The sequence below is a fragment of the Massilia paldalensis genome, assembly GCF_044901715.1.
GTDB lineage: Bacteria > Pseudomonadota > Gammaproteobacteria > Burkholderiales > Burkholderiaceae_D > Telluria > Telluria paldalensis.
In genome coordinates, this window is the sequence record NZ_JBJCIU010000004.1 from 266658 (window position 1) to 291273 (window position 24616).

The window sequence follows — 24616 nt, forward strand, 5'->3', positions numbered from 1 at the left end:
TCAAGCCGGATCCTGCTCCCGCTCCGCATCCTCGCCGGAATCCTCGGCAGCCGCTTCTTCCCCGCCCTCCGGCCTGCCCTGCTTGGCCTCCGCCTTGCGCTTGGCCTTTTCCTCCGCCTTGCGCTTCTTTTCCAACTCCCGCTGCCGCTTCTCGTACTGGAAATTCGTCTTGGCCATGCTTACCTCGCGTGTCTCGTTGGGAAAAATCCTACTGGGCCATTATGGACCAGGTCGGGCCGCAGGGTTTGATCGTCAGCCACGCGGATGGTGGTTGGCGTGCAGGTGCTTCAGGCGTTCGCGGGCGACGTGGGTATAGATCTGGGTCGTGGAAATGTCGGAATGTCCCAACAGCAATTGCACCACGCGCAGGTCAGCACCGTGGTTCAGCAGGTGGGTGGCGAAGGCGTGCCGCAGCGTGTGCGGCGACAGCGGCGCCGTGATGCCGGCCCGCGCCGCATGCTTCTTGATCACGACCCAGAACATCTGGCGTGTCATCGGGCCGCCGCGGCCCGTCACGAACAAGGCGTCGTCGACCTGGCCATTGAGAATCACGCCGCGCGCCTCCTTCATGTAGCGCTCCAGCCAGTGGCGCGCCTGCTCGCCGAACGGCACCAGGCGGGTCTTGCTGCCCTTGCCCGTGATGCGCAGCACGCCGTCGTTCAGGCTCAGTTCCACCAGCTTCAGGGCGACCAGTTCCGACACCCGCAGTCCGCTGGCGTACATCAGTTCCAGCATGGTGCGCTCGCGCAGGCCGAGCGGCGTCGACACGTCCGGCGCGGCCAGCAGCGCCTCGACCTGGGATTCGCTCAGCGTATGGACGAAGCGCAGCGGTTGCTTGGCCGAGGCCATCTTCAGGCACGGGTCGGCGTCGACGTGCTTGTCGCGCAGGGCCAGCTGGTAGAAACGCTTCAGCACGGACAGGCGACGGTTGGCCGTGCTGGGTTTCGATTCCGGATGGCGGTCGGCGAAATAGGCGGCGATGTCGTGCGGCTCGACGTGGTACAGGCTGGCGCGCTCGGGGCGCTTGACCTCGAGCCAGCGCGCGAACAGGCGCAAGTCGCGCCGGTACGCATCCAGCGAATTCTTCGCCAGCCCGTGTTCCAGCCAGAGCGCGTCGCAGAACGCGTCGATCAGGGGAAAATCGACTGTTGCTGCCATGGCATGTCGGTAGCGAGCGCACCTTCGTGGCGCAGCAGCCAGCGCTTGACGCCCAGGTGGAAGCCGTTCTCGTCGTCGTGGTTGGCGAAGCCGCCCAGGCCGCCGGCGGCCGTCACGCGGTGGCAGGGAATCACCAGCGGGAACCAGTTGGCGCCGCAGGCCTGGCCGATGGCGCGCGGATGCGACTCGAGCAGCTTGGCCAGCTGGCCGTAGGTGCGCACGCTGCCGCGCGGGATCGACGCGATCATGTCCCATACGCGGCGCTGGAACGCGCTGCCCAGCTCCACCAGCGCCAGGTCGAAGCGGAAGTCCGCATCGGCGAAGTAGCGCGCCAGCTGGACGGCGGTGCGTTCGGCCGCGGCGTCGACGGGCGCCTTTTCGGCATAGTGGGACGGCAGGTAGACCAGCTCGCGCAGCCGCTCTCCCTCGGTACGGATGCCCATCGCGCCGAACGGCGCCGCGACGATCGCGCTGAAGATCTCGCTGCCTTGTTGTGTGCTCATCGATGCAGTGTAAAACCCGGCGCGCATGGCCGCAAGTCCCGGCGCCCGGCGGCGGCAGGTAAAAAAAAAGCGCACCGGGTTGGGTGCGCTTTCAATTTGGTCACATTCCCGGTCGCTCGGTCATGCCGGCGGCATCTTTAGAACGTGTGTCTCCTCCAAACTTTTTTCCGGTAATTCGATTACCGCTCTTCTGTACCTCTCCCCAAATTCGTATCCGGTTCGTCTACATGCACCATCGTGGTGCTGAAGATGCTCCATCATAACGCATCCGCATAAGCACAGCGTAGTTTTTTATATACATTCACGAAATATATCTCAGCTATACATGCGCCTGAATAGGTATAAAGACGCCTGAATCTCGTGATTTATTAACTACGGGAAATACCAATGCGGACTGCGGCAACAAATTTATTCTTTGCGGAAATTTTGAAGCAATCCCGTTCCGGGATCGTCACACGCCGCGGTAGCCGGCAGGGATGGCTACCTTACCGGGCCGCTATCGTTTCTGTAATGATGTTAATCAAACGTAAGACATGATGTCGCGCGACTGCGCCGTCATGGCGTCAGCGTACCTGCGACGTGGCGCGGTTGATCGACTCGATCAGGTCGCGCCCGATGCGGTCGGCCATCTGCTGCTGCACGGGCAGCAGGGCACGCCGCCACTCGGCCTGCTGCTGGGGCGTGAGCGTATAGATGGTGGTATGGCCCGTCTTGCGGATGGCGGCCAGGGCGGCGTCGTTGTCGCGCTGGGCGATCTGCTTCTCGAAGCCGGTCGCCTCGCGCATCGCCTGCTCGAGCTGGCCGCGCACGTCGGACGGCAAGCCGTCCCAGAACTTCTTGTTGACGATGACGGCATAGCCCAGGTAGCCGTGGTTCGAGACGGTCAGGTATTTCTGCACCTCGTGCATGCGCTGCGTGTACATGTTCGAGGGCGGATTCTCCGTGCCGTCCACCAGGCCGCTCTGCAGGGCCGGATAGGCGTCCGAGAACGCCAGCGGCATCGGATAGGCGCCCAGCGCGCGCATCTGCGCGTCGAGCACCTTGGAGCCCTGGATGCGCATGCGCAGCCCGCGGAAGTCGGCCGGCGCATGCAGGGGACGGTTGGCCGACATGACCTTGAAGCCGTTGTCCCAGTAGGCCAGGCCGACGATGCCCTTCGGCTCCAGCTTCTTCAGCAGGCCCTTGCCGATGGGCCCTTCCGTGACGGCGTACAGCGCGGCCTTGGTCGGGAAGATGTACGGCAGGTCGAACGCCTCGAATTCCTTCACGCCCAGGGGGCCGAACTTGGCCAGCGAGGGTGCCAGCATCTGCACGGCGCCCAGCTGCAGCGCTTCCAGCTCCTCTTTGTCCTTGTACAGCTGGCTGTTCGGGTAGACTTCGACCCTGACCCGCCCGCGCGTCAGCTGTTCCGCCCTTTCCTTGAACCGTTCGGCGGCCTGGCCCTTGGGCGTGCCGGTGGCGACCACGTGGCTGAACTTGATGATGATGGGTTCCTGGGCCGCCGCGGCCGTCGCCGCGCTTCCCCAACCCAGGGCGAACGCCAGTACGCAGGCCGTGGCGTGGTTGCTCATATGTCGTCTCGTCTTGATTCGGTGTATGTTGTAGCGGGAAGTCTGCGGAGCTTCCCTGCTGCTCGCCATTGTGGATAACCACAGTCATCAGCTCTCCGTACGGTAACACGTCAGCCCATCAATACAGCGCATGAAGAACGCATTCTCGATTCCCCGTCCCGTCCCCGAAGGCCCCTGGCGCTGGCTGGTGCCCGTGCTGCTGGTGCTGCTGTTCCTGCTCGTGCTGATGTGGCTTCCCTGGCAGGCGCGCCAGATGGAAAGCAACGAGCGCCAGGAACAGCTGATCGCGGACACCCTGTGGGTCGAGCAGACATTGCGCTTCGAACTGGCGCGCAGCGAGGAAGCGCTGGCCACGCTGGGCAACGACCTGGCCGTCAGCAATCCGCCGCACGACGCGCTGCAGGCGCGCCTGGCGCAAATGCTCAGGACGGGCCACGAAGTGCTGCGCGTCGTCTGGTTCGACGCCGACGGCAAGGTGCGCGCGGCGCGCGGCATGGAATTGCCGGCCGCGGGCCTGACGGAATCCTCGCGCGAGGCGGGCGCCATGTCGCGCACCATGCGCACGGGCCGCTACAGCGACCCCTACGGCGCCACCGGCCTGATGCACGGCCTGGTCGACTTCCACCTGCCCCTGTACCACGGCCGCACCTATGTCGGCAGCCTGGTCGCCACCTACAACCTGCAGGTGCTGCTCGACGAGAACGTGCCCTGGTGGTTCGCCCAGGACAATGCCCTGTCCCTGCTCGACCGCGACGACCACGTGGTGGCGCGCCGCGCCGCCGGCGGTCCCGGGCGTGGCGTCTACACGCACAAGCGCGCGCTCGACCTGCCCGGCGCCTCGATCGTGCTGGCCACCGACAGCGTCAAGGGCGCGCCGCGGCTGCTGCCGAATCTGCTGGTCGGCTCGGTGATCGTGCTGGCCCTTGGCCTGGTGCTGTCGCTGGCCACGCTGTGGCGCCACATCGCGCGCACGGTGGCCGCCGAGAACGCGCTGCGCCAGCAGATGGCCTTCCGCACGGCGATGGAAAACTCGCTGCTGACGGGCCTGCGCGCACGCGACCTCGAGGGCCGCGTCACCTACGTCAACCCCGCGTTCTGCCGCATGGTCGGCCTGCCCGCCGAGGAATTGATCGGCAAGCGCCCGCCCATGCCCTACTGGGCGCCGGAAGCGATGGCCGACTACGAATACCGCTTGCGGAAGGTGCTCGAGGGCGACGCCGTGCCCCAGTTCGAGACCGTGTTCCAGCGCCCCGACGGCGAGCGCGTGCCGGTGCTGGTGTTCGAGGCGCCGCTGGTCGACAGCCACGGGCGCCACACGGGCTGGATGAGTTCCATGCTCGACATCACGGACCGCAAGCACGCCGAGGAACTGGCGCGCCAGCAGCAGGAAAAGCTGGAAGCGAGCGCGCGCCTGGCCACCATGGGCGAGATCTCGTCGATGCTGGCGCACGAACTGAACCAGCCGCTGGCCGCCATCTCCAGCTACACGGCCGGCGCCCTGAACGTGCTGGCGCGCGCCGACGAAGGCACCGGGGCGCCGCTCGACACGGGCATGCTGCGCCGCGCACTGGAACAGGCGAACACCCAGGCGCGGCGCGCCGGCCAGATCATCCGCAGCGTGCACGAATTCGTGAAGAAGCGCGAACCGCGCCGCGAGCGCGTGTCGATCCCGCAGGTGGTCGACGGCATCCGCGCCCTCGTCGAACTGCAGGCGCGGCAGAGCTACGTGACGCTGCAGTTCGCGGTGCCTTCCAGCCTGCCGCCCGTGCTGGCCGACCGCCTGCTGCTGGAACAGGTGCTGCTGAACCTCACGCGCAACGGCATCGAGGCCATGCAGGGCAGCGATCCGGAGCACCGCCTGCTGCGCATCTCGGCGGCGTCCGCCGACGGGCACGTGTCCGTGTCCGTCAGCGACCATGGCCACGGCATCGCGCCCGAAGTGGCCGAGCGCCTGTTCTCGCCGTTCTTCTCGACCAAGGCCGAGGGCATGGGCATGGGACTGTCGATCTGCCGCACGGCGATCGAATTCCATGGCGGTACGCTGACCCATGCCGACAATCCCGGCGGCGGCACCGTCTTCACCTTCACGCTGCAACAGGCCCAGGCCGAACACGCGGCGCTGGGCTAAAATACGGCCGGAAAAACCAAGGAGCCTCCGTTTATGCTGCACATCGTCGACGACGAAGACGTCATCCGCGACGCCCTCGCATGGCTTGCCCAATCGCGCGGCGTGCCGGCGCGCGGCCACGCGGGCGGCCAGGCCTTCCTCGACGCCATCGCGGCCCAGGAACAGGCGGCGGATGCCGGCGCGCCGGGTGGAGCACCGGGTGGGGCCCATGAAGGCGACTGCGTCCTGCTCGACGTCCGCATGCCCGGCATGAACGGCATCGCCGTGTTCGACCAGCTGGTCGCGCGCGGCCTGCTGGCGCGCCTGCCCGTGATCTTCCTGACCGGCCACGGCGACGTGCCGATGGCCGTCGACTCCCTCAAGCGCGGCGCCTTCGACTTCTTCGAGAAACCGTTCAACGACAACCAGCTGATGGACCGCGTCGAGGAAGCCCTCGCCGCCTCGCGCCAGGCCGCCGCCTCGGGCGCCGTGCGTGCGCGCCTGGCCACGCTGTCGGCGCGCGAGCGCGAAGTGCTCGACCTGATCCTGGCCGGCAACATGAACAAGGTCGTGGCGGACAAGCTGGGCATCAGCATGCGCACGGTCGAAGTGCACCGCGCCCACATCTTCGACAAGATGCAGGTCAAGACGGCCGTCGAGCTGGCAGGCCTGCTGAAATAAGCCCCCGTCCTGGCGGGCGCGACGGATGCATGCGTGCCCTGCCTTTTCGACGTTCGACGGTAGAATCGTCCCCATCCGCCGATGGCCGAACGGCCGCATCAAAATTTCTTTAGGGAAGCCAGATGAGCGAAAAGACGATTGCAGACAAGATGTTCCTGAGGACCGCGAAATCGATGCTGATCTTGAACGGGAGCGTCCATCCCGGCATGGTGTCCCAGATGCCCGCCCAGATCGTGAAGAACGAACAGGACAGGAACGACGTGGTGCTGATGTTCGCGCTGAACCGCAAGGAACTCGAACAATACTTCCCGACGGCCAAGGAACGCATGGGCGACAAGGGCTCGCTGTGGGTGGCCTACCTGAAGCAGACGGCCTCCAAGGCCACCGACATCAACCGCGATTCGATCCGCGCCTATGCGGAGGAAAACGGGATCACGACGGTCGCCATGATTTCCGTCGATGGGGACTGGTCGGCCCTGCGCATGAAGCGCATCGAGGTTTAACCTCCATGGCGCGCCAGCGCCCACATCACATGCTCGCGCACCAGCGCCGACGGATGATCGGCGCGGGCGCGCAGCGCGGCCACGATGGCGGCATCCCCGGGCGCGCGCTCGGCCGCATTGCCCAGGCCGACGGCCAGGTTGCGCAGCCAGCGCTCGTGGCCGATGCGGCGGATCGGGCTGCCTTCCATGCGCCGGTTGAATTCCTCTTCTTCCCAGCCGAACAATGCCACCAGGCTGGCCGCCCCCAGGCCATTGCGTTCGTCGAAGTCCGGCAGCCGTCCCCGCTGGGCGAACTTGTTCCACGGGCACGCCAGCTGGCAATCGTCGCAGCCGTAGATGCGGTTGCCCAGCAGCGGCCGGAATTCTTCCGGAATGCTGCCCTTCAGTTCGATCGTCAGGTAGGAAATGCAGCGCCGCGCATCCAGCCGGCCCGGCCCCAGGATCGCGCCCGTCGGGCAGGCTCCGATGCAGGCGCTGCACTGGCCGCAGTGGGCGCCCGTCGGCGCGTCCACCGGCAGCGGCAGGTCGACGAGGATCTCGCCGATGAAGAAGGTCGATCCCGCCTCCCGGCTGAGCAGCAGCGTGTGCTTGCCGCGCCAGCCCAGTCCCGCCTTTTCCGCCAGCGGCAATTCCATGACGGGGGCCGAATCCGTGAAGACCCGGTAGCCATAGTCGCCGACGGCGCCGCGCACGCGCTCGGCCAGTTGCTGCAGGCGGTTCCTGAGCACCTTGTGGTAGTCGCGGCCGCGCGCGTAGACGGAGACGACGGCCGCCTGCGGATCGTCCTGGCGCAGGCGTTCGCGCGCGCGCCAGTCGTCCGGCGTGGCCTGCGGCAGGTAATCCATGCGCGCGCTGATCACGCGCACCGTGCCCGGGACCAGTTCGGCCGGCCGGGCGCGCTTCATGCCGTGGCTTGCCATATAATCCATCTCGCCATGGTGGCCGGCGTCCAGCCAGGCCTGCAAGCCTTCCTCGTGGCGCGTGAGGTCGACGTCGGCGATGCGCACGTCGGCGAAGCCCAGCTCCCGGCCCCAGTCCTTGATGGAACGGGCCAGCGTGGCGAGATCGGCGGGGGACGCGAAAGCGGATGTGGAAGCGGGCGCGGACATGGCAGGAAACAAAGATCGCATCGGCGACAGCGGTGCGCAACACGACATTTTATTCGAAGCAGTCCTTCCCATGCAGCCTATCCGTGCCTTTCTTCCCGACGAATCCGCCACCCAGGCCCTGGGCGCCGCCCTCGCCAGGGCGCTGGCGCCGGGCCTCGTCATCTACCTGCACGGCGACCTGGGCGCCGGCAAGACGGCACTGACGCGCGCCCTGCTGCAGGCGGCCGGCCACCGGGGCGCCGTGAAAAGCCCGACCTATACGCTGTCCGAGCCCTACCGCGTCACGCTGGACGGCCGCCCGCTCGACGTGATCCACTACGACCTGTACCGCATGTCCAGCCCCGAGGAATTCCTCGACGCGGGCTTCCGCGAGGACTTCGACGGCCGCAACGTCTGCATCGTCGAATGGCCGAAAAAGGGCGAGCCGGTGTTGCCGCCACCCGACGTCCGGATATTGCTGGAAGTCAGCGGTCTCGGGCGTGAGGTAGAATTGCAGGCGTTGTCCGAATTAGGCCTGCTATGCCTCGAACGCCTGCACTTCCCCCCGATTCCCTGATTCCCGGTTCGCCCAAGCGCCGTACGGCGCTGAAAGCCGGCGGCACGCTGCTGCTGTCCGTGGTTGCGCCCGCATTGCTCCCGTCCTCGGCCAGCGCCGCCCAGATCATGGCCGTGCGCGTCTGGCCCGCCGACGAGTACACCCGCGTCACGCTGGAAAACGACGGCGACCTGAAGGCCAGCCACTTCATGGTGCCCGACCCGCCGCGCCTCGTCGTCGACATCGAGGGCCTGGCGCTGAACGAGACGCTGAAGAGCCTCGTTGCCAAGGTGGAATCGAACGACCCGTACATCAAGCAGGTGCGCGTGGGCCAGAACCGGCCCAACGTCGTGCGCCTCGTGTTCGACCTGAAGGAAGAGGTCAAGCCGCAGGTGTTCAACCTGGCGCCGGTGGCCGGCTACCGCCACCGCCTGATCTTCGACCTGTATCCGACCCGCCCCGTCGATTCGCTGGCGGCGATGATCGCCAAGGAAAACTGGAGCGCCACGCCCGCGCCGGCCGCCCCCGCCACGCCGGCGCCGCCGGTCCAGCCGGGCGAACCGACGGTGGGCCAGGCCGGTCCGGACGCCATCGCCAAGCTGGAAGCGGACGCCGCGCGCGCCGGCCCGACGCCGGCCGCCCCGCAGCCGACCACGCCCCAGCCGCCGGCGGCGAGCAAGCCCGCGCCCGGCCCCAAGGTCGCGCGCATGGTCACCATCGCCCTCGACCCCGGCCATGGCGGCGAGGATCCGGGCGCGACCGGCGCCACCGGCACGCACGAGAAGGACATCGTGCTGGAGATCGCCAAGCGCCTGAAGGCCAAGCTGGAAGCGCTGCCCAACACGCGCGTGATGCTCACGCGCGACGCCGACTTCTTCGTCCCCCTGGGCAAGCGCGTGGAAAAGGCGCGCAACGTGCAGGCCGACCTGTTCGTGTCGATCCACGCGGACGCCTTCGTGCAGCCGACGGCGCGCGGCTCCTCGGTGTTCGTGCTGTCGGAAAAAGGCGCGAGCTCGACCGCGGCGCGCTGGCTGGCGGACGACCAGAACAAGGCCGACCTGATCGGCGGCGTCAATCTGGGCAGCCACGACAAGCAGCTGGCCAGCGTGCTGTTCGACCTGTCGACGACGGCCCAGATCAACGACAGCATGAAGCTGGGCAAGGCCGTGCTGTCCGAGATCGGCGGCATCAACCGCCTGCACAAGGGCGCCGTCGAACAGGCCGGCTTCGCCGTGCTGAAGGCGCCGGACATCCCCTCGATCCTGGTCGAGACGGCGTTCATCTCGAACCCCGAGGAAGAAGCCAAGCTGAAGGACAGCGGCTACAAGGACCAGCTCGCCGATGCGATCACCAAGGGCATCAAGCGCTACTTCGCGTACAATCCGCCGCTGGCGAAGAGCCGCATGACTTGATGCAAGTCCGGTAGCTCCCCCATGCGCGCAGAACGAACGGCGCGTGCGGCGCTCTATCCGGCATCCTGATGAGGAGTCTTTCGTGAGCGCAACGACCATCCAATTCGGGCAACTGCCCGCCCTGCAACTGCGCGCGCCAGACGGCGCCGAAGCCACCATTACCCTGTACGGCGCCCACCTGGTGTCGTGGAAGCCGGCCGCCAGCAGCGGCGCGCCGGGGCAGGAACGCCTGTTCCTGAGCACCCTGTCGGCGCTGGACGGCCAGCGCGCCATCCGCGGCGGCGTCCCCGTGATCTTCCCCCAGTTCGCCGAACGGGGCGACGGCCCGCGCCACGGCTTCGCCCGCACCAGCACCTGGCGCGTAGTCGATAGCGGCGAGCAGGACGGCGCCGCCTTCGCCGTGCTCGCCCTGGGTCCGGCCGACCTGGCGCCGCAGATGGCGGCCGCCTGGCCCCATCCGTTCGAGCTGCAGCTGCGCGTGTCCATCCAAAAATGCGACCTGGCGCTGACGCTCGACGTGCGCAACACGGGCACGCAGCCCTTCCCCTTCGCCGCCGCGCTGCATACCTACCACCTGGTGGAAGACGTCGAGGCCGTGCGCATCGACGGCGTGCAGGGCGAGACGCTGGCCATCACGGACAAGCTGGACCAGGTGTTCGAACACATCCCCGGCCCGATCGCCTTCGACAACGGCGTCGACCAGCTGGTGCTGGAGCAGCAGGGCTTCACCGACGCCGTCGTGTGGAACCCGGGCGCCGCCGACACGGCCGCGCTGGCCGACATGGAGGACGAGGAATACCGCCGCTTCGTGTGCATCGAGCCGGCGCTGCTGGGACCGCAGGTGCTGGAGCCGGGCGGCGCCTGGCGCGGCGAGTACCGGATCCGGCCCGCGGTGGCTTGATCCGATGAAGGACACCTTCCAATAGCACGTCGTCCCTGCGCAGGCAGGGACCCAATGTTGCAAGCGTTTCGATAGCGCAGGCAGAACTTGGGTCCCCGCCTGCGCGGGGACGACGACGAATCAGTTCGACTCTTTGATCAAGCGCCCCGACGTCGGCTGCACGGGCCGCGCATTCAGGGGATACAGGCGCGCGAACAGCGCCATCTGGGCCGGCGATGCCTGGCGCGGCTGCTTGAACACGATCCACAGCACGTTTTCCGTGCACGGCGGCTCGGTCAGCGAGCCCATGTAGGTGAAGTAACCGCGCTGCTCCGGCAAGGCGTCGAGCGGATTGAGCACGACGGCCGGCGACACCACCATATTCTTTTCCAGCGGCAGGTTGTCCCACACGGTCTGGATCAGGCCATGCTGCTGGCCGCGCTCGAGCAGCACGGCGACGACCGCGATCTTGCCGTCGTAGTTCTTGTGCACCATGTGCATGACCATTTCCGTGCCCTTGCCGTTGATGCGCTCTTCCGACGGGCGGTGGAAGTGGAATTCCTGCAATTCGTAGGTCTGGTTGCCCACGGTGATGAAGTTGCCGCCGCCGACCGTCACCGAAATCGTGTGGCCGTTGTTGATCTCGTTGAACGAGGACGGGTGGTAATCGAAAGCGATCTGTTCCAGGTTGACCTTGAGGCCGTCGCGCAGGTCGATCGGCGACTGGCGGCTGCCGCGGCTGCAGGCGGCCCAGTTGTCGTTGATCTTCGACCAGTTGGCCGGGCCGAGCTCGCCCTCGTACGACCACTCGGTGCCGCGCTTGGGCGCATTGGCGGCGGCCACTGCGGCCGCGGCCGCCGCTGCTGCGGCGCGCTCCTCGCTCTTGCGGCGCGTGTCCGCGGCCTTCCTGGCACGGTCGGCCGCGGAAGCGCGCGCCACCTGGCGCTCGCGCAGCTCGGCCAGGCGCTTGGCGATCTTTTCCGACAGCGCGACTTCGGCCTCTTCCTCGCTCTGCGCGCTCGCGGCAGCAGCAGGTCCGGGGGCGGCAGCAGCAGTGGCAGCGGCGGCGGCAGGCGGCACGCCCAGCTTTTTCGGCGGCACGATATTCACCGCCGATGCGGGCTTCGCCAGGCTGGCGGACGGCGACTCGGGCTTCTTTGCCGCGGACGGCATCGATGCGGAAGCCGGCCGGGATACGGAAGCGGCCAGCTTGGCGGCGGCGTCCGTGGCGCTGGTCTCGTTCGTGCGCGCGTTCGCAGCGGTATGCGCGATGAGGCAGCAGCAAGCGAACAGGGCAATGAGGTTACGCATGGGAATCAGGTTAGTGTGAACTGTCCTCCCATTAACGGCGTGACCGGCAGTAAACTTGAGCCTGGGAACTAAAAATCGATGCTCTTAAGCAACAGGCAATAAATGAAAACGCGCCGGCAAGCGGCGCGTTCGATGAGGCGGCGATGGAGATGCCGTCAGCGGCTCAGCACGCGGCGGCCGAACTTGTACAGGCCGCCCAGCGCCAGCGGCACGACGGCAGCGCCGACGCCGACCAGCACGATCGTGGTCAGGTGGTCGCGCACGACGGGGATATTGCCGAAGAAGTAGCCGCCCGTGACGAGGCTCGCCACCCACAGCACGGCGCCCGTCACGTTGTACATCTGGAAGCGCGCATGGGTCATCTCCGAGATGCCGGCCACGAACGGCGCGAAGGTACGCACCACCGGCACGAAGCGCGCCAGGATGATGGTCTTGCCGCCGTGCTTCTCGAAGAACTCGTGGGTACGCTGCAGCGCATCCTTGTTCAGCCAGCGGTAGTCGTGGGTGAACACGCGGTGGCCGATCGCCCCGCCGATGTAGTAATTCAGGGTATTGCCCGTGACCGCCGCGATGATCAGGAGGGCCGTCAGCAAGGGATAGCTCATCTCCCCCGTCGCGCAGAAGGCGCCGGCGATGAACAGCAGGGTGTCGCCCGGGAAGAAGAACAGCACCACGAGGCCGGTCTCGCAGAACACGATCGCAAACAGCACGATATAGACGTAGACCCCGTACTGGGCGAGCAGAGCGCCCAAGGTTTTATCGACATGCAGGATCATGTCGAAAAATTGCATCAGATCCATAATTATCCTAAACGGTAGCGCAGCATGATACCACCGGTCCGCACCGGATATGGCAAAACGCGCAACGACAATGGCAGAGAATTTAAGGAGGCAGCCACTATCCGGATCGGCTATTTTCCGGATTACAATCTTCGCCACATTAACCACGATGGGTTCGCCATGGGGCGGGCCGGGGAGAACAGATGACGCCGTACCGAACGATCCACCGCATCCTGCTGCTGGGCGCCTGCGCGCTGCTGGCATCCTCGGCCGCCGCGGCCGCCACTGCGGGCAAGGAATTGCCGCCGAAGCCGAGCGTGGCCGACATCGTCAAGGCGTCCAAGCCGGCCGACTGGCGTCCACTCGACCCCGACAACACGCTGTACATGGAGATGCCCTGGGGCCGCGTGGTGATCGAGATGTCGCCCGTGTTTGCACCCAATCACGTGAAGAACATCAAGGCGCTGGTACGCAATCACTATTTCGACGGCCTGGCCATCGTGCGGGTGCAGGACAATTGGGTGGTGCAATGGGCCGATCCGAACGACGAGAACGACAAGGCCCGCCCCGTGAAAGGCGCGCAAAAGACCCTGAAAGCGGAATTTACCGTACCGCTGGCCAGCGACAAGCACTTCGTGCGCCTGCCCGACGTCGACGGCTATGCTCCCCAGGTCGGCCATTCCGACGGCTTTCCCGTCGGGCGCGACCCGAAGACGGGCGAGACCTGGATCGCGCACTGCTATGGCAGCGTGGCCGTGGCGCGCGACAACGATGCCGACAGCGGCGGCGGCACCGCCCTGTACGCCGTCATCGGCCCGGCGCGCCACCTGGACCGCAACCTGACCGTGGTCGGCCGCGTAATCTCCGGCATGCCCGAACTGGCGGCACTGCCGCGCGGCACGGCAGCAATGGGCTTCTATGACAAGCCGGAGCAGCAGGTGCCGATCAAGTCCGTGAAGGTCGCCGCCGACGTGCCCGCCTCCGAGCGCAGCAGGTTCGAAGTCATGCGCACCGAGACGGCGACCTTCCAGGCCGTGGTCGACGCCCAACGCCACCGCGGCGGCCCGTTCACCAAGTTCTCGGCCGGCCACATCGACCTGTGCGCCGTCCCGCTCCCCGTGCGCGAACAACCCTGAAATTCGGGGTCAGAGCACTTTTTCGCTGAAATTCGGGGTCAGAGCACTTTTTCAGGAAAGATCGCTGAAGCACGTTTTGACAACCGCTCCGGGCAAGCGGCCACGTTCGCACGACGATAAGGTCTCGAAACGCCCATGAGCATAATGTGCTCTGACCCCGAATTTTGTCGAAAATGTGCTCTGACCCCGAATTTGCAAAAATCAAACGGTGGCGTTGAGCCTGTGGAGCGTCAAGCTATAATGGCTTGATGAACGCCCCGGTCTCCACCCATCGCCCCATCCAGCAGCTTCCCGATCAGCTCATCTCGCAAATCGCCGCCGGCGAGGTCGTCGAGCGGCCTTCCGCGGTCGTCAAGGAGCTGCTCGAGAACGCCCTCGACGCGGGCGCGACCCAGGTCACGGTCCGCCTCGAGGAAGGCGGCGTCAAGCGCATCGCCATCACCGACAACGGCAAGGGCATCCCGCCCGAGGAATTGCCGCTGGCCCTCGCCCGCCACGCGACCTCGAAGATCGCGTCGCTGACGGAACTCGAAAACGTGAGCACGCTGGGCTTTCGCGGCGAGGCGCTGGCCTCGATCGCCTCCGTCGCCGCCGTGAAGATCACCTCGCGCACGCGCGACGCGGCCCACGCCTGGGAGATCGTCGGCTCGCACGAGGGTACCGTGACGCCCTCGTCCGGCCCGCACGGCACCACGATCGACGTGCAGGACCTGTACTTCAATACGCCCGCGCGGCGCAAGTTCCTGAAGTCGGAACAGACCGAATACGGCCACTGCGCCGAAGTCGTGCGGCGCATCGCGCTGGCGCGGCCGGACGTGTCGTTCAGCCTGACGCACAACGGCCGCACGATCGACCACTGGAACGTCAGCGAAGCGGCCAAGCGCAGCGCCCAGATTCTCGGCAACGACTTCGGCGAGGCGCGCCTGCACCTGGACGAAGCGACCGGCCCGCTGCGCCTGCACGGCTACGTCGGCCTGCCGACGGCGTCCAAGGCGCGCGCCGACAGCCAGTACTTCTACGTGAACGGCCGCTTCGTGCGCGACAAGCTGCTCGTGCACGCCGTCAAGGCGGCCTATGAAGACGTGCTGCATGGCGACCGCTTCCCGTCCTACGTGCTGGCGCTGGAGCTCGACCCGGCCATGGTCGACGTCAACGTGCACCCGTCCAAGATCGAAGTGCGCTTCCGCGACAGCCGCGCCGTGCACCAGTTCGTGTTCCACGCCGTGCAGCGCGCGCTGGCGCAGACCTCGGCCACGGCGCACGGCAACGCGCCGGCGCCCGTGAGCGCGGCCGAGATAGCGCCGTCGAGCACCTCGCTGGACCGCTTCGGCGGCCTGGGTGGCCTGGGCGGCACGAGTGGCTTCGGCGGCGGTGGCGGCGGTGGCGGTAGCGCTGGAGGCGCCAGCCCGTCCTGGCGCCGCCCGCACGAACAGACCTCGTTCGGCGCGCAACTGTCGCCGACGTTCTCGCCGTCGCCCTTCCCGCCCGGCAGCCGCTGGGATGCGCCGACCGGCGCCGGCGTCCCGCAGCGCACGGAGAGCTACGGCGCCCTGTTCGCCGATGCCAAGGGCGGCGATGGTACGGCGCCATCCCGTTCGGTGCAGGACATCGCCCTGACACCGGCCGTCGCGCCGGCCTCGGACGACGACTTCCCGCTCGGCTTCGCGCTGGCCCAGCTGCACGGCATCTATATCCTGGCGCAGAACCGCAAGGGCCTGGTGCTGGTCGACATGCACGCGGCCCACGAGCGCATCCTGTACGAGAACCTGAAGAATGCGCTCGACGCCCAGGCCGAGGGCGAGCAGATGCAGGTGCAGCAGATGCTGATCCCGGTGACTTTCTATGCCGACGCGATCGAGGTCGGCACCGCCCAGGAAGAACAGGAAACGCTGAAGGCGCTGGGCTTCGACATCGCCGCCGTCTCGCCGACCACGCTGGCGGTGCGCGCCGTGCCGACCCTGCTGAAGAACGCCGACGCCCAGACGCTGGCGCGCGACGTGCTGCGCGACGTGCGCGAATTCGGCGGCTCGCGCGTGCTGATCGAGCGCCGCAACGAACTGCTCGGCACCCTCGCCTGCCACACGGCCGTGCGCGCCAACCGCATCCTGACGACGCCCGAGATGAACGCCCTGCTGCGCCAGATGGAAGCGACGGAACGGGCCGACCAGTGCAACCACGGCCGCCCCACCTGGGTGCAGCTGGAAATCGCCGCCCTCGACAAACTGTTCCTGCGCGGCCAGTAAGACACACGATGACGATGCACGACAAACCGCTGGCCGTGGCCATCATGGGCCCCACCGCGTCCGGCAAGACGGCCGCCGCCCTGGCGATCGCTAGGGAGATCCCGGCCGAGATCATCTCCGTCGATTCCGCCCTCGTGTACCGCGAGATGGACATCGGCACCGCGAAACCCACCGCCGAGGAACTCGCCAGCGTGCCGCACCACCTGATCGACATCATCGATCCGCTGGAGAGCTATTCCGTCGCCCAGTTCCGCGAGGACGCCATCCGCCTCGTCGGCGAGATCGCCGCGCGCGGCCGGCTGCCGCTGCTGGTGGGCGGCACGATGATGTACTTCAAGGGCCTCGTCGACGGCCTGGACGACCTGCCGACCGCCGATGCCGCCGTCCGCGCCCGCATCGATGCCGACGCGGCCCGCCTGGGCTGGCCCGCCCTGCACGAACGCTTGCGCGCGCTGGACCCCGTGACGGCCGAGCGGCTGGCGCCGAACGACGCCCAGCGCATCAACCGGGCGCTGGAAATCATCGAGCTGTCGGGCAAGCCGATGTCGGAACTGCTGGCCCGGCGCGCGCCGCCGGAGCTGCCGTTCGAGCTGGTCTCGTTCGCGCTGGAACCGTCCGACCGCGCCGTGCTGCACCGGCGCATCGCGCTGCGCTTCGACCAGATGCTGGGTACGTCCGACGACACGGGCATCGTGGCCGAGACGGCCCGTCTGCGCGCACGCGGCGACCTGTCGCCGAACCTGCCGTCGATGCGCTGCGTCGGCTACCGCCAGTCGTGGGAATACCTGGACGGCACGATCGACCGCGCCGGCTTGCGCGAGACAGGCATCGTCGCCACGCGCCAGCTCGCCAAGCGCCAGCTGACCTGGCTGCGTTCGATGCCGGACCGCATCGCGCTCGACTGCCTGGACCCCGATCCGGCCCGCGCCATGCTCGACCACCTGGCGACGTTGCGCGCCCGACACGGGTAGACAGAAACATCCAGACGGGGTAGCCTTGACACTTTCGGGGGCCGACGGCATAATGCACCCCGCTTTGGTGATATAGCTCAGCTGGTTAGAGCACAGCACTCATAATGCTGGGGTCGGTGGTTCAAGTCCACCTATCACCACCAGGATTTCTAAAAAATGGCCTGGCTTTTCAGAGCTGGCCATTTTTTTTTATAAGTTGTCTGCAGATTAGCGGTGATATAGCTCAGCTGGTTAGAGCACAGCACTCATAATGCTGGGGTCGGTGGTTCAAGTCCACCTATCACCACCAACAGCGTGAAACGGCTCGCTTCGCAAGAAGCGGGCCGTTTTCATTTCAGCCCCGCCCCACCTTCTGCAAATCCTTCGGCAACTGGTACACCGGACAATAACGGTACGTCGCCCGCTCGCCCTTGATGACCTGCGTGAACGTCAGCGCATCCTGCACGACGATCTGCTGGCGCTGCGTGAAACGCGGCGCGGGACCGGCGCCGGCATCGATGCAGCTCTGGTCGACCGTGTAGGTCTTGCCGCGGCGCGCGCGCACGGTGGCCTTGCAGGCGCGGGTGTGGGCCGTGCTGATTCCCTTGCCGTCGTACTGCCGGATGGCCGCATTCGGCGGCGCGCCGCAGTCGGTGTTCCGTTCGACGAAGATGCCTGGCTTGAGCTTGTAGACGCCGCCCGGCTTGGGAGACGTGTCGACGCTGGCGTGGGCGGATGCCGCAGCGAGGACGGCGATGATGGCGATGCGAAGTTTACTCAAGATCATGACCTCATGCTTATCATATGACCCGAGTCTAGCCGATGCCGTGCCGCCGCCGCGTCCGGCTCGTTCAGGCGGGACCGACGTCCGCATCCTCTCCCAGCGCGAATTCACCGCGCTCGAAGGCGGCCAGCACGGCTTGCGCCTGGTCCAGGTAGTCGCGCGGCGCCAGGATGCGCACGCCGCCCAGCGCCGGCGCCAGCAGCAGGTCGGTCTGCATCAGGTGGGCGTCGGCCAGCACGGCCGGGATGCCGGAAGCGACCAGGCAGCCCTGCACCAGGCTGGCCTCCATGGGAATGAGGTAGCGCGCCACCTCGAACAGGTCGCGGCCAGGGATGGCTTCCAGTTCCGGTGCGCCGGCCAGTGTCGCATCGCATGCCCTCATCACGTCCTCCTCGATCGTCAAGACTTCATCTTACCCCGGCCATCTGCAGCCAGGCCGGTACCGTCGACAATAAATACAGCACCACGCCGATCATGCCGCCGACGATGGTGCCGTTGATGCGGATGTACTGCAGGTCCTTGCCGATATTGAGCTCCACCTGGTGCGACAGCGCCGCGCTGTCCCAGTGCTTGACGGTGTCGGCGATGTGGCGCGTCAGGAAGCCGGCGAATTCGGGCGCCACCCCGCGCGCCGCCAGTTCCAGGCTCTCGTTCAGCGAGGCGCGCAGCTGCGGGTCGTCGGCCAGCATGCGGCCGACCCAGGCGCCCGTGGCGACGAGGCGGCGGTGCAGCGTCGACTCTTCCTTGTCCAGGTCGGCCTTGATCCAGGCCTTCAGGTCGCCCCACAGTGCGCCGATATAGCCGTTCAGCGTCTCGTCGCCGACCAGGTAGCGCTTGATCTCTTCCCCTTTTTGCGCAAAGGCCGGGTCGGCCTGCAGGCGCGCGATGAAGTCCTCGATGAAGGCGTCGAAGCGCTGGCGCAGCGGGTGCCCGGGGTCCTCGTCGACGCGCTTGAGGATGCCGGCGGCCAGGCGCACCGTGATGTCGGCGCCCTTGCGGCCGATCAGCTCGGACGGCAGCATCTTTTCCATGAACGCGTATTCCTCGCGCAGCCAGTCGACGATGCCCTGGGCGATGACGGCCTGCGTGTCCTCGTTGTCCAGCAGGCGGGCCAGCTGGCGGATGCCTTCGTCGAGAATTTCCTGGTGGCGCCGCTCGCGCGTCAGGCTCTCGAGGATGGCGCCGGCCGTCTTCGACAGGTCGACGCCCTCGATCATGCCGTGCACGGCGCGGCGCACGAATTGCTGCACGGGGGCGTCCTCGATGAAGTCCAGCGCCCAGCTGCCCATGCGCACGAGATAGCGGCCCAGGCGCTCCGTGTTGGCGGGTGCCACCAGCCAGTCGGCCACCTTCTGCGCCGGGTCGTGGCGCCGGATCAGACCCACGATGGATTCCGTGTCGAGGAATTTTTCTTCGACGAAGGCGGCCAGGTTGTCGGCGATGCGCTCCTTGTTGGCGGGGATGATCTCCGTGTGGCGCGACACGAAGGGGATCGGGATGCGCTTGAACAGCGCCGTCACGGCGAACCAGTCGGCCAGGGCGCCCACCATCGCCGCTTCCGCGAAGGCCTTCAGCAGGCCGCTCCACCACGACACGGTGAGCACGAGCGCGACCGCGAACAGCGCCGTCGCCGCCACGAAGAATCCGAGCGCGAGGCGCTTGGCCCCGCGCAGTTCCCTTTCCTTGTCCCCCATCGCCTCCACGCAGCACTCCATTGGCAACTCATCAGGCTCCATCCTAGCCCAGCGGCCGCAAGGGAGGCGCACCGGCTTGCAGCAACTACAACAAACTGCTGCAACAAGCGTCCATCCGCATGCATTTGATAGCGATTTCACGGCAATTTTCGTTTTTTTGGCGCATTTCGGCCCATCTACCGGAATCGTCCCTTATACTGGGAAAGTTTATTGACAAGGAGACCACCGCGGATGGAACACAACATCAGTTTGATCACCACGATCGCCGCTGCCCTCGGGCTCGGGCTGATCCTCGGCATGATCGCCGTGAAGCTGCGCCTGCCGGCGCTGGTCGGCTATCTTGCCGCCGGCGTCATCATTGGCCCGGCCACGCCGGGCTTCGTGGCCGACGTGCAGCTGGCGTCCCAGCTGGCCGAGATCGGCGTGATGCTATTGATGTTCGGCGTGGGCCTGCACTTCTCGCTCGACGACCTGATGGAAGTGAAAGGCATCGCCCTGCCCGGCGCAGTCCTGCAGATCGCCGTCGCGACCCTGCTCGGCATGGGCCTGGCCCACTGGTGGGGCTGGAGCATGGGCGCGGGCCTCGTGTTCGGCCTGGCGCTGTCGGTGGCGAGCACGGTGGTGCTGCTGCGGGCGCTGGAAGACCGCGGCGAGCTCGATTCCTTCAACGGCCGCATCGCGGTCGGCTGGCTGGTGGTCGAAGACCTCGTCACCGTGCTGGTGCTGGTGCTGCTGCCGGCGCTGGCCGGCGTCCTGGGCGGCAAGGGCGAGGGCGGCGGCGGTTCGCTGTGGATGGCGCTCGGCACCACGCTGCTGCAGGTCGGCGCCTTCGTGGCGCTGATGCTGGTCGTCGGCCGCAAGGTGTTCCCGTGGTTCCTGTGGCGCGTCGCCAAGACCGGTTCGCGCGAGCTGTTCACGCTGGCCGTGATCGCGGCCGCCGTCGGCATCGCCTACGGTTCGTCGCACCTGTTCGGGGTGTCGTTCGCGCTGGGCGCCTTCTTCGCCGGCATGGTGCTGCGCGAGTCGGAACTGAGCCACCGCGCCGCCGAGGAGACGCTGCCGCTGCGCGACGCGTTCTCCGTGCTGTTCTTCGTCTCCGTGGGCATGCTGTTCGACCCGCGCGTGCTGGTCGAGAGCCCGCTGCAGGTGCTGGGCGTGCTGGCGATCATCCTGTTCGGCAAGTCGCTGGCCGCCTTCGCCCTCGTGCTGGCGCTGCGCTATCCGCTGAACACGGCGATCACCGTCTCGGCCAGCCTGGCCCAGATCGGCGAGTTCTCCTTCATCCTGGCAGCGCTGGGCATGTCGCTGGGCCTGCTGCCGGAAACGGGCCAGAACCTGATCCTCGCCGGCGCTATCATCTCGATCGCCGTCAACCCGCTGATGTTCAAGGCGGCCGGCCCGCTGCAGGACTGGCTGCGCCAGCGCTCGCCGCTGGCGCGCCAGCTGGAGCGCTCGACCGACCCGCTGGCCGAGCTGCCGATGTCGGTCGAACACGACCGCCTGACGGGCCAGGTGGTGCTGGTCGGCTACGGCCGCGTGGGGCGGCGCATTGCCGACGAGCTCACCCGCCAGGGCGTGCACTTCGTCGTGGCAGAACAGAACCGCGACATCGTGGAAGAGCTGCGCAAGCGCGACCAGCCAGCCGTCGCCGGCAACGCGGGCGAGCCGGCGGTGCTGATCCAGGCCCACATCGCGCGCGCCTCCATGCTCGTCATCGCCACCCCGGACACCTTCCACGTGCGCGCGATGGTGGAGACGGCAAAGGCGCTGAACCCGGCGATCCGCTGCGTGGTACGTACCCACAACGAGGAAGAGGCGCGCCTGCTGCGCGAAGACACCGGGGGCACCGTGTTCATCGGCGAGCATGAACTGGCCAAGAGCATGACCCGGCACGTGCTGGAAACGCTGGACAACGTCCCCGCGCCGGCGCACTGAGCCGGCCGCATCATCCCCTGCCGTCCGCATCGCCGCGGACGGCGTCCCTCCGCCTCGTCCCTCCGCAACGAGCCAGCGCGTCAATCGTACGCGCTTTCTTTTGTACAAATGTTAATCTCCGGCATCGTATCGCGCACCGCATCGCAGTGCGCGGCGTCATCCGCCATCCAGAGAATATCGATCCATGCATCCGCTTGTCGGCAAGCGCATCTCCATGCTGCGCATTATCCTGATCCTCAGCGTCGTGTTCCTGCATCTGGGCGCGCCACTGGTGCAGGAACTCGATCGCGCTGACGTACTGCAGCTGCTCCAGTTCTTCTTCCAGGACCAGCTCGGACGCATCGCCATGCCCACGCTGAGCATGATTTCCGGCTACCTGCTGTTTGCCGCCAGCCTGGACCGGACGCCGCTGACGCTGTACCGCAAGAAGGCCAGGACCCTGCTCGTGCCCTTCCTCGTCTTTAACGTCGCGTATTTCGCACTGCAGTACGCGATCGAATACGCGACCGGGTGGGCGCCGCTGTACAGCATCACGAACAAGACCGCCCCGCAACTGCTGAATCTGGCGTTCGGCTACGCCGACAACCCGCTCAACTTCGCCCTGCACTTCCTGCGCGACCTGTTCGTCCTGATCCTGCTGGCGCCGCTGTTCGGCATCCTGATCCGGCGCCTGCCCACCATCGGCCTGATGCTCGTCTTCACGGTCTTCATGAGCGACCTCGACGGCCATCTGGTCAACCGCAACACGATGGCCGTGCTGTTCTACGTCGGCGGCATGGCGGCCGTGTGGCGCTGGGACCTGCTGAAATTCGACCGCTTCGCCCCTTACTGCCTCGCGGGCCTGGTCGCCGTATGCGCGGCCATGATCCACTCGCACACCGAAAGCTATGTCTATGTCTACCTGGTGTCGCCATTCCTGGTCTGGCCGGCGGCAGCGCTGCTCGCCGGGACGCGGATCGGCGACTGGGCGCTGAGGCACAGCAAATACAGCTTCTTCCTGTTCCTGGCGCACGTTCCGCTGATCCGCGTTGCGCAACTACTGCATGGCAAGATGGCCTGGCTGCCGCAATGGGCCTACCTGGCGCTCGGGCTCGTCCTCATCCCGCTGTTCCTGTTCCGCATCTACGACGCCGCCAACCACCTCATGCCGGGCACGTTCGCCTTCCTGACCGGCGGCAGGAACAAGAAGGACGGCGCATCCGCCGCGCCGCAGCGGCTGCCGGTCGCCGACCCGCTGTCCGACGACGAGCCGACGCTGGCCGCATGAATAAAAAAACGGCGGACATCGCTGTCCGCCGTCGCAACCCGGGCTCGACGCAACCGGGAACCATCAACCAATCGTTCGACCTTAAGCTACCGCCTCCTCGGCGCACAGCGTGAGGTTCACGGCGCGCGGCGCATCCAGGCCGGCACGCAGCGCTTCCTCGTGTTCGGCCAGCAGCGCGAACACGGCATCCTTCGACAGCACGTACTGGTCCAGCAGCGTGTCCTTCAGGGCCACGATCACGGCTTCGTAGTCGCGGATCGCGTCCAGGGTGTAGCTGTACAGCTCGTCCGACTTTTCCTCGACCTGGCGCAGCGTGTGCTCGCCGCTGGCATCGTTCTGCAGCTGGCTGTAGTCGATCTTGGCGCGCGAGTACATCGACAGGCGGCCCACCATCAGGTTGAGCATCTTGGTGATCTTCTCGATGTCGTTCTGGCTGCCCACCGAGATGCCGCGCGCGCCGTAGAACAGCTCCTCCGCCGCCACGCCGCCGTACAGGCCGATCACGTCGCGCTCCAGCTCTTCCAGCGTGCGCAGCGACATGTCGTCACCCGACTGCAGCACGTAGCCCAGCGCGCCGATCTTCGACACGGCTTCCGTGCTGATCTTGAGCAGGTGCGATTTTTCCTTCACCTGCGCGAGGCTCAGGCCCTGGCGCAGGAACGGGTCGATCTGCATGAAGAAGTGGCCCAGCTCGTGCACGGCGATGCGCTCGCGCTGCTTGTGCTTCTCGGCCGTGGTGGCGCGGTCGGTCAGGCCGATGGTGGCGCGCTCGTAGGCACGGAACAGCAGATCGGTATTGATGATCGTCTTTTCCTGGATCGACAGCATCGAGGCGCGCTCGACCACCGTTTCCAGCAGTGCCGGGCTGAGGTTCTGGGTGATCTCGGCGACCTGGTCCAGGTCGAGGTCGCTCCAGTCGACGAGGCCATCCTTCTTGCGTGCCAGGAAGCTGCGCAGCAATTCGCGGCGTTCGGCCTTGTTCGGCAGGCGGAAGTTGATCTTCACCGAGAAGCGGCGCAGCATCGCTTCGTCCATCTCGGTCGAGGCATCGTCGAAGTTCGAGGCGACGACCCAGATCACGCCCTGGCCCTTGTCGCTCTTCACGCCGTCCAGCAGACCCAGCAGGGTGTTGGCGGTGTCGTCTTCCCATTTCTTTTCGCTGCGGCCGCGCGGCATGAACAGGCTCTGCGCCTCATCCAGGAAGATGATGCAGCGGCCCTTGCTCGATGCCTTGCGGTACAGCGCGTTCAGCGCCTTCGAACCGCCACCGACGTAGCCGGATTCCAGCGCCGAGCCGGACGCCTGGATCAGGGGGATGTCGAGGCGCTTGGCCAGGTAGCCGACCAGCTTGGTCTTGCCGGTACCGGCGGGGCCCGTCAGCATCACGTTGAACGGCTTGTCGATATTGTGTTCCTGGTAGAGCTCGCGGTTGCGGATCATGTCTTCCAGGTGCAGCACTTCCTGCTTGATGTCTTCCATGCCGATCAGGTCGTCCAGGCTGCCCTTGAGCTTGTCCGGCGAGATCATCTGGGCGCCCGCGCCCATGCCCGGGATGCCGAACTTGATCGCGTACAGGATCACCAGCAGCACGGTGATGTCGAGCGCGTGGCGCTTGAGGAAGTCGACGGCGTCGGTGCCGAAGTTCTCGCCCTCTTCCTCCAGCACGGCCTTGTGGCTGGCCAGGTAGTCGTCCTTGGCGATCGAGTACGGAATCGCGTTCTTGAGCAGCACTTCGCGCTCGAGCGACAGGTGGGAGGTGCTCGGCACCTTCACCACGTGCAGCTGCGGCGCGTCCTTGAACTTGTAGACGTAGCGCGGCGAATCCGACAGCGGCTTGGCGATCAACAGGTAGTCCAGGCGCTCCTTGTTGGCGGCCAGCTCCGTGATCTCGGCGATGTTCTGCGAATGGACGACCGGGGCCGTGTCCTGGGGCACGTTGGCCTTGTAGATGAACCAGCCGGTCAGCATGCCCAGCACGATGGCGGTCAAGATCCGAACGTAAACATTCTTGAAGGCAATTTGAAGTTGGGCAAATTTCGGCATATCGATACTCTGCAA

The 24616-nt window shown here is 66.6% G+C and carries 22 protein-coding genes and 2 tRNA genes; 13 read left to right on the forward strand and 11 right to left on the reverse strand.

Annotated elements, in window-relative coordinates:
* The 4 genes from ACI1V7_RS20520 to ACI1V7_RS20535 all read right to left on the reverse strand — a co-directional run bounded on the left by ACI1V7_RS20520 (position 1) and on the right by ACI1V7_RS20535 (position 3232).
* Entirely contained in the window at positions 1 to 177 is a 177-nt protein-coding gene (locus tag ACI1V7_RS20520) for a hypothetical protein (protein WP_404533685.1), read from the reverse strand.
* Positions 178 to 252: 75 nt separating this feature from the next.
* Positions 253 to 1158 carry a site-specific tyrosine recombinase XerD gene (xerD, locus tag ACI1V7_RS20525; RefSeq protein WP_404533687.1) on the reverse strand — a complete coding sequence of 302 codons (906 nt, stop codon included), beginning with the start codon at positions 1156 to 1158 and terminating at the stop codon, positions 253 to 255.
* Positions 1131 to 1661, reverse strand: a complete 531-nt coding sequence (locus tag ACI1V7_RS20530) for a methylated-DNA--[protein]-cysteine S-methyltransferase (RefSeq protein WP_404533688.1) — start codon at positions 1659 to 1661, stop codon at positions 1131 to 1133. The genes xerD and ACI1V7_RS20530 overlap by 28 nt, the downstream gene beginning before the upstream one ends.
* A gap of 563 nt (positions 1662 to 2224) precedes the next feature.
* Positions 2225 to 3232, reverse strand: a complete 1008-nt coding sequence (locus tag ACI1V7_RS20535) for a TRAP transporter substrate-binding protein (RefSeq protein ID WP_404533689.1) — start codon at positions 3230 to 3232, stop codon at positions 2225 to 2227.
* A 130-nt stretch (positions 3233 to 3362) separates the two neighbouring features.
* On the opposite strand from ACI1V7_RS20535, the gene ACI1V7_RS20540 reads away from it, so the two are divergent.
* The 3 genes from ACI1V7_RS20540 (at position 3363) to ACI1V7_RS20550 (ending at position 6523) form a co-directional block, all read left to right on the forward strand.
* Positions 3363 to 5360, forward strand: coding sequence for a sensor histidine kinase (locus tag ACI1V7_RS20540; protein ID WP_404533691.1), 1998 nt, complete (start codon positions 3363 to 3365; stop codon positions 5358 to 5360).
* 33 nt (positions 5361 to 5393) lie between these two features.
* Entirely contained in the window at positions 5394 to 6020 is a 627-nt protein-coding gene (locus tag ACI1V7_RS20545) for a response regulator transcription factor (RefSeq protein WP_404533693.1), read from the forward strand.
* 173 nt (positions 6021 to 6193) lie between these two features.
* Positions 6194 to 6523 (forward strand): DUF3052 family protein, encoded by a 330-nt coding sequence (locus ACI1V7_RS20550; RefSeq protein WP_404533695.1) that lies wholly within the window; start codon positions 6194 to 6196, stop codon positions 6521 to 6523.
* Here ACI1V7_RS20550 and queG read toward each other — a convergent pair.
* Positions 6520 to 7632, reverse strand: a complete 1113-nt coding sequence (gene queG / locus ACI1V7_RS20555) for a tRNA epoxyqueuosine(34) reductase QueG (protein WP_404533697.1) — start codon at positions 7630 to 7632, stop codon at positions 6520 to 6522. The two genes, ACI1V7_RS20550 and queG, sit on opposite strands and share 4 nt — an antisense overlap.
* 70 nt (positions 7633 to 7702) lie before the next feature.
* Here queG and tsaE point away from each other — a divergent pair, with 70 nt between their 5' ends.
* From tsaE to ACI1V7_RS20570, 3 genes are all read left to right on the forward strand, one after another.
* Complete coding sequence (tsaE, locus tag ACI1V7_RS20560; protein ID WP_404533698.1) at positions 7703 to 8188, forward strand: tRNA (adenosine(37)-N6)-threonylcarbamoyltransferase complex ATPase subunit type 1 TsaE; 486 nt, start codon at positions 7703 to 7705, stop codon at positions 8186 to 8188.
* On the forward strand, positions 8152 to 9579 hold the full coding sequence (locus ACI1V7_RS20565) for an N-acetylmuramoyl-L-alanine amidase (protein WP_404533700.1): 1428 nt from the start codon (positions 8152 to 8154) through the stop codon (positions 9577 to 9579). The genes tsaE and ACI1V7_RS20565 overlap by 37 nt, the downstream gene beginning before the upstream one ends.
* A gap of 82 nt (positions 9580 to 9661) precedes the next feature.
* A complete protein-coding gene (locus ACI1V7_RS20570; protein ID WP_404533702.1) occupies positions 9662 to 10480 on the forward strand; it encodes a D-hexose-6-phosphate mutarotase in 819 nt (272 codons plus the stop codon).
* A 120-nt stretch (positions 10481 to 10600) separates the two neighbouring features.
* Here ACI1V7_RS20570 and ACI1V7_RS20575 read toward each other — a convergent pair whose 3' ends face one another.
* Both ACI1V7_RS20575 and ACI1V7_RS20580 read right to left on the reverse strand, forming a co-directional pair.
* Positions 10601 to 11770, reverse strand: coding sequence for a carbonic anhydrase (locus ACI1V7_RS20575; protein WP_404533704.1), 1170 nt, complete (start codon positions 11768 to 11770; stop codon positions 10601 to 10603).
* Between the two features lie 155 nt (positions 11771 to 11925).
* Entirely contained in the window at positions 11926 to 12570 is a 645-nt protein-coding gene (locus ACI1V7_RS20580; RefSeq protein ID WP_404533707.1) for a VTT domain-containing protein, read from the reverse strand.
* Between the two features lie 182 nt (positions 12571 to 12752).
* Here ACI1V7_RS20580 and ACI1V7_RS20585 point away from each other — a divergent pair, with 182 nt between their 5' ends.
* The 5 genes from ACI1V7_RS20585 to ACI1V7_RS20605 all read left to right on the forward strand — a co-directional run bounded on the left by ACI1V7_RS20585 (position 12753) and on the right by ACI1V7_RS20605 (position 17188).
* A complete protein-coding gene (locus tag ACI1V7_RS20585) occupies positions 12753 to 13685 on the forward strand; it encodes a peptidylprolyl isomerase (protein ID WP_404533709.1) in 933 nt (310 codons plus the stop codon).
* Positions 13686 to 13933: 248 nt separating this feature from the next.
* Positions 13934 to 15928 (forward strand): DNA mismatch repair endonuclease MutL, encoded by a 1995-nt coding sequence (mutL, locus tag ACI1V7_RS20590; protein ID WP_404533710.1) that lies wholly within the window; start codon positions 13934 to 13936, stop codon positions 15926 to 15928.
* A 14-nt stretch (positions 15929 to 15942) separates the two neighbouring features.
* Positions 15943 to 16899, forward strand: coding sequence for a tRNA (adenosine(37)-N6)-dimethylallyltransferase MiaA (gene miaA, locus ACI1V7_RS20595; RefSeq protein ID WP_404534159.1), 957 nt, complete (start codon positions 15943 to 15945; stop codon positions 16897 to 16899).
* A gap of 66 nt (positions 16900 to 16965) precedes the next feature.
* A tRNA-Met gene (locus ACI1V7_RS20600) sits at positions 16966 to 17042 on the forward strand.
* Positions 17043 to 17111: 69 nt separating this feature from the next.
* Positions 17112 to 17188, forward strand: a tRNA-Met gene (locus ACI1V7_RS20605).
* A gap of 45 nt (positions 17189 to 17233) precedes the next feature.
* Here the strand turns inward: ACI1V7_RS20605 and ACI1V7_RS20610 are convergent.
* The 3 genes from ACI1V7_RS20610 to ACI1V7_RS20620 all read right to left on the reverse strand — a co-directional run bounded on the left by ACI1V7_RS20610 (position 17234) and on the right by ACI1V7_RS20620 (position 19377).
* A complete protein-coding gene (locus tag ACI1V7_RS20610) occupies positions 17234 to 17659 on the reverse strand; it encodes a hypothetical protein (protein WP_404533711.1) in 426 nt (141 codons plus the stop codon).
* A gap of 70 nt (positions 17660 to 17729) precedes the next feature.
* Positions 17730 to 18044 (reverse strand): putative signal transducing protein, encoded by a 315-nt coding sequence (locus ACI1V7_RS20615; protein ID WP_404533712.1) that lies wholly within the window; start codon positions 18042 to 18044, stop codon positions 17730 to 17732.
* A gap of 25 nt (positions 18045 to 18069) precedes the next feature.
* Positions 18070 to 19377, reverse strand: coding sequence for a DUF445 domain-containing protein (locus tag ACI1V7_RS20620; protein WP_404533714.1), 1308 nt, complete (start codon positions 19375 to 19377; stop codon positions 18070 to 18072).
* Positions 19378 to 19587: 210 nt separating this feature from the next.
* Here ACI1V7_RS20620 and ACI1V7_RS20625 point away from each other — a divergent pair, with 210 nt between their 5' ends.
* Both ACI1V7_RS20625 and ACI1V7_RS20630 read left to right on the forward strand, forming a co-directional pair.
* Positions 19588 to 21291, forward strand: a complete 1704-nt coding sequence (locus ACI1V7_RS20625) for a cation:proton antiporter domain-containing protein (RefSeq protein ID WP_404533716.1) — start codon at positions 19588 to 19590, stop codon at positions 21289 to 21291.
* Positions 21292 to 21475: 184 nt separating this feature from the next.
* Entirely contained in the window at positions 21476 to 22558 is a 1083-nt protein-coding gene (locus ACI1V7_RS20630) for an acyltransferase family protein (RefSeq protein ID WP_404533717.1), read from the forward strand.
* Between the two features lie 81 nt (positions 22559 to 22639).
* On the opposite strand, the gene ACI1V7_RS20635 is transcribed toward ACI1V7_RS20630, so the two are convergent.
* Positions 22640 to 24601 carry an AAA family ATPase gene (locus tag ACI1V7_RS20635; RefSeq protein ID WP_404533719.1) on the reverse strand — a complete coding sequence of 654 codons (1962 nt, stop codon included), beginning with the start codon at positions 24599 to 24601 and terminating at the stop codon, positions 22640 to 22642.
* Positions 24602 to 24616 lie beyond the last annotated feature (15 nt).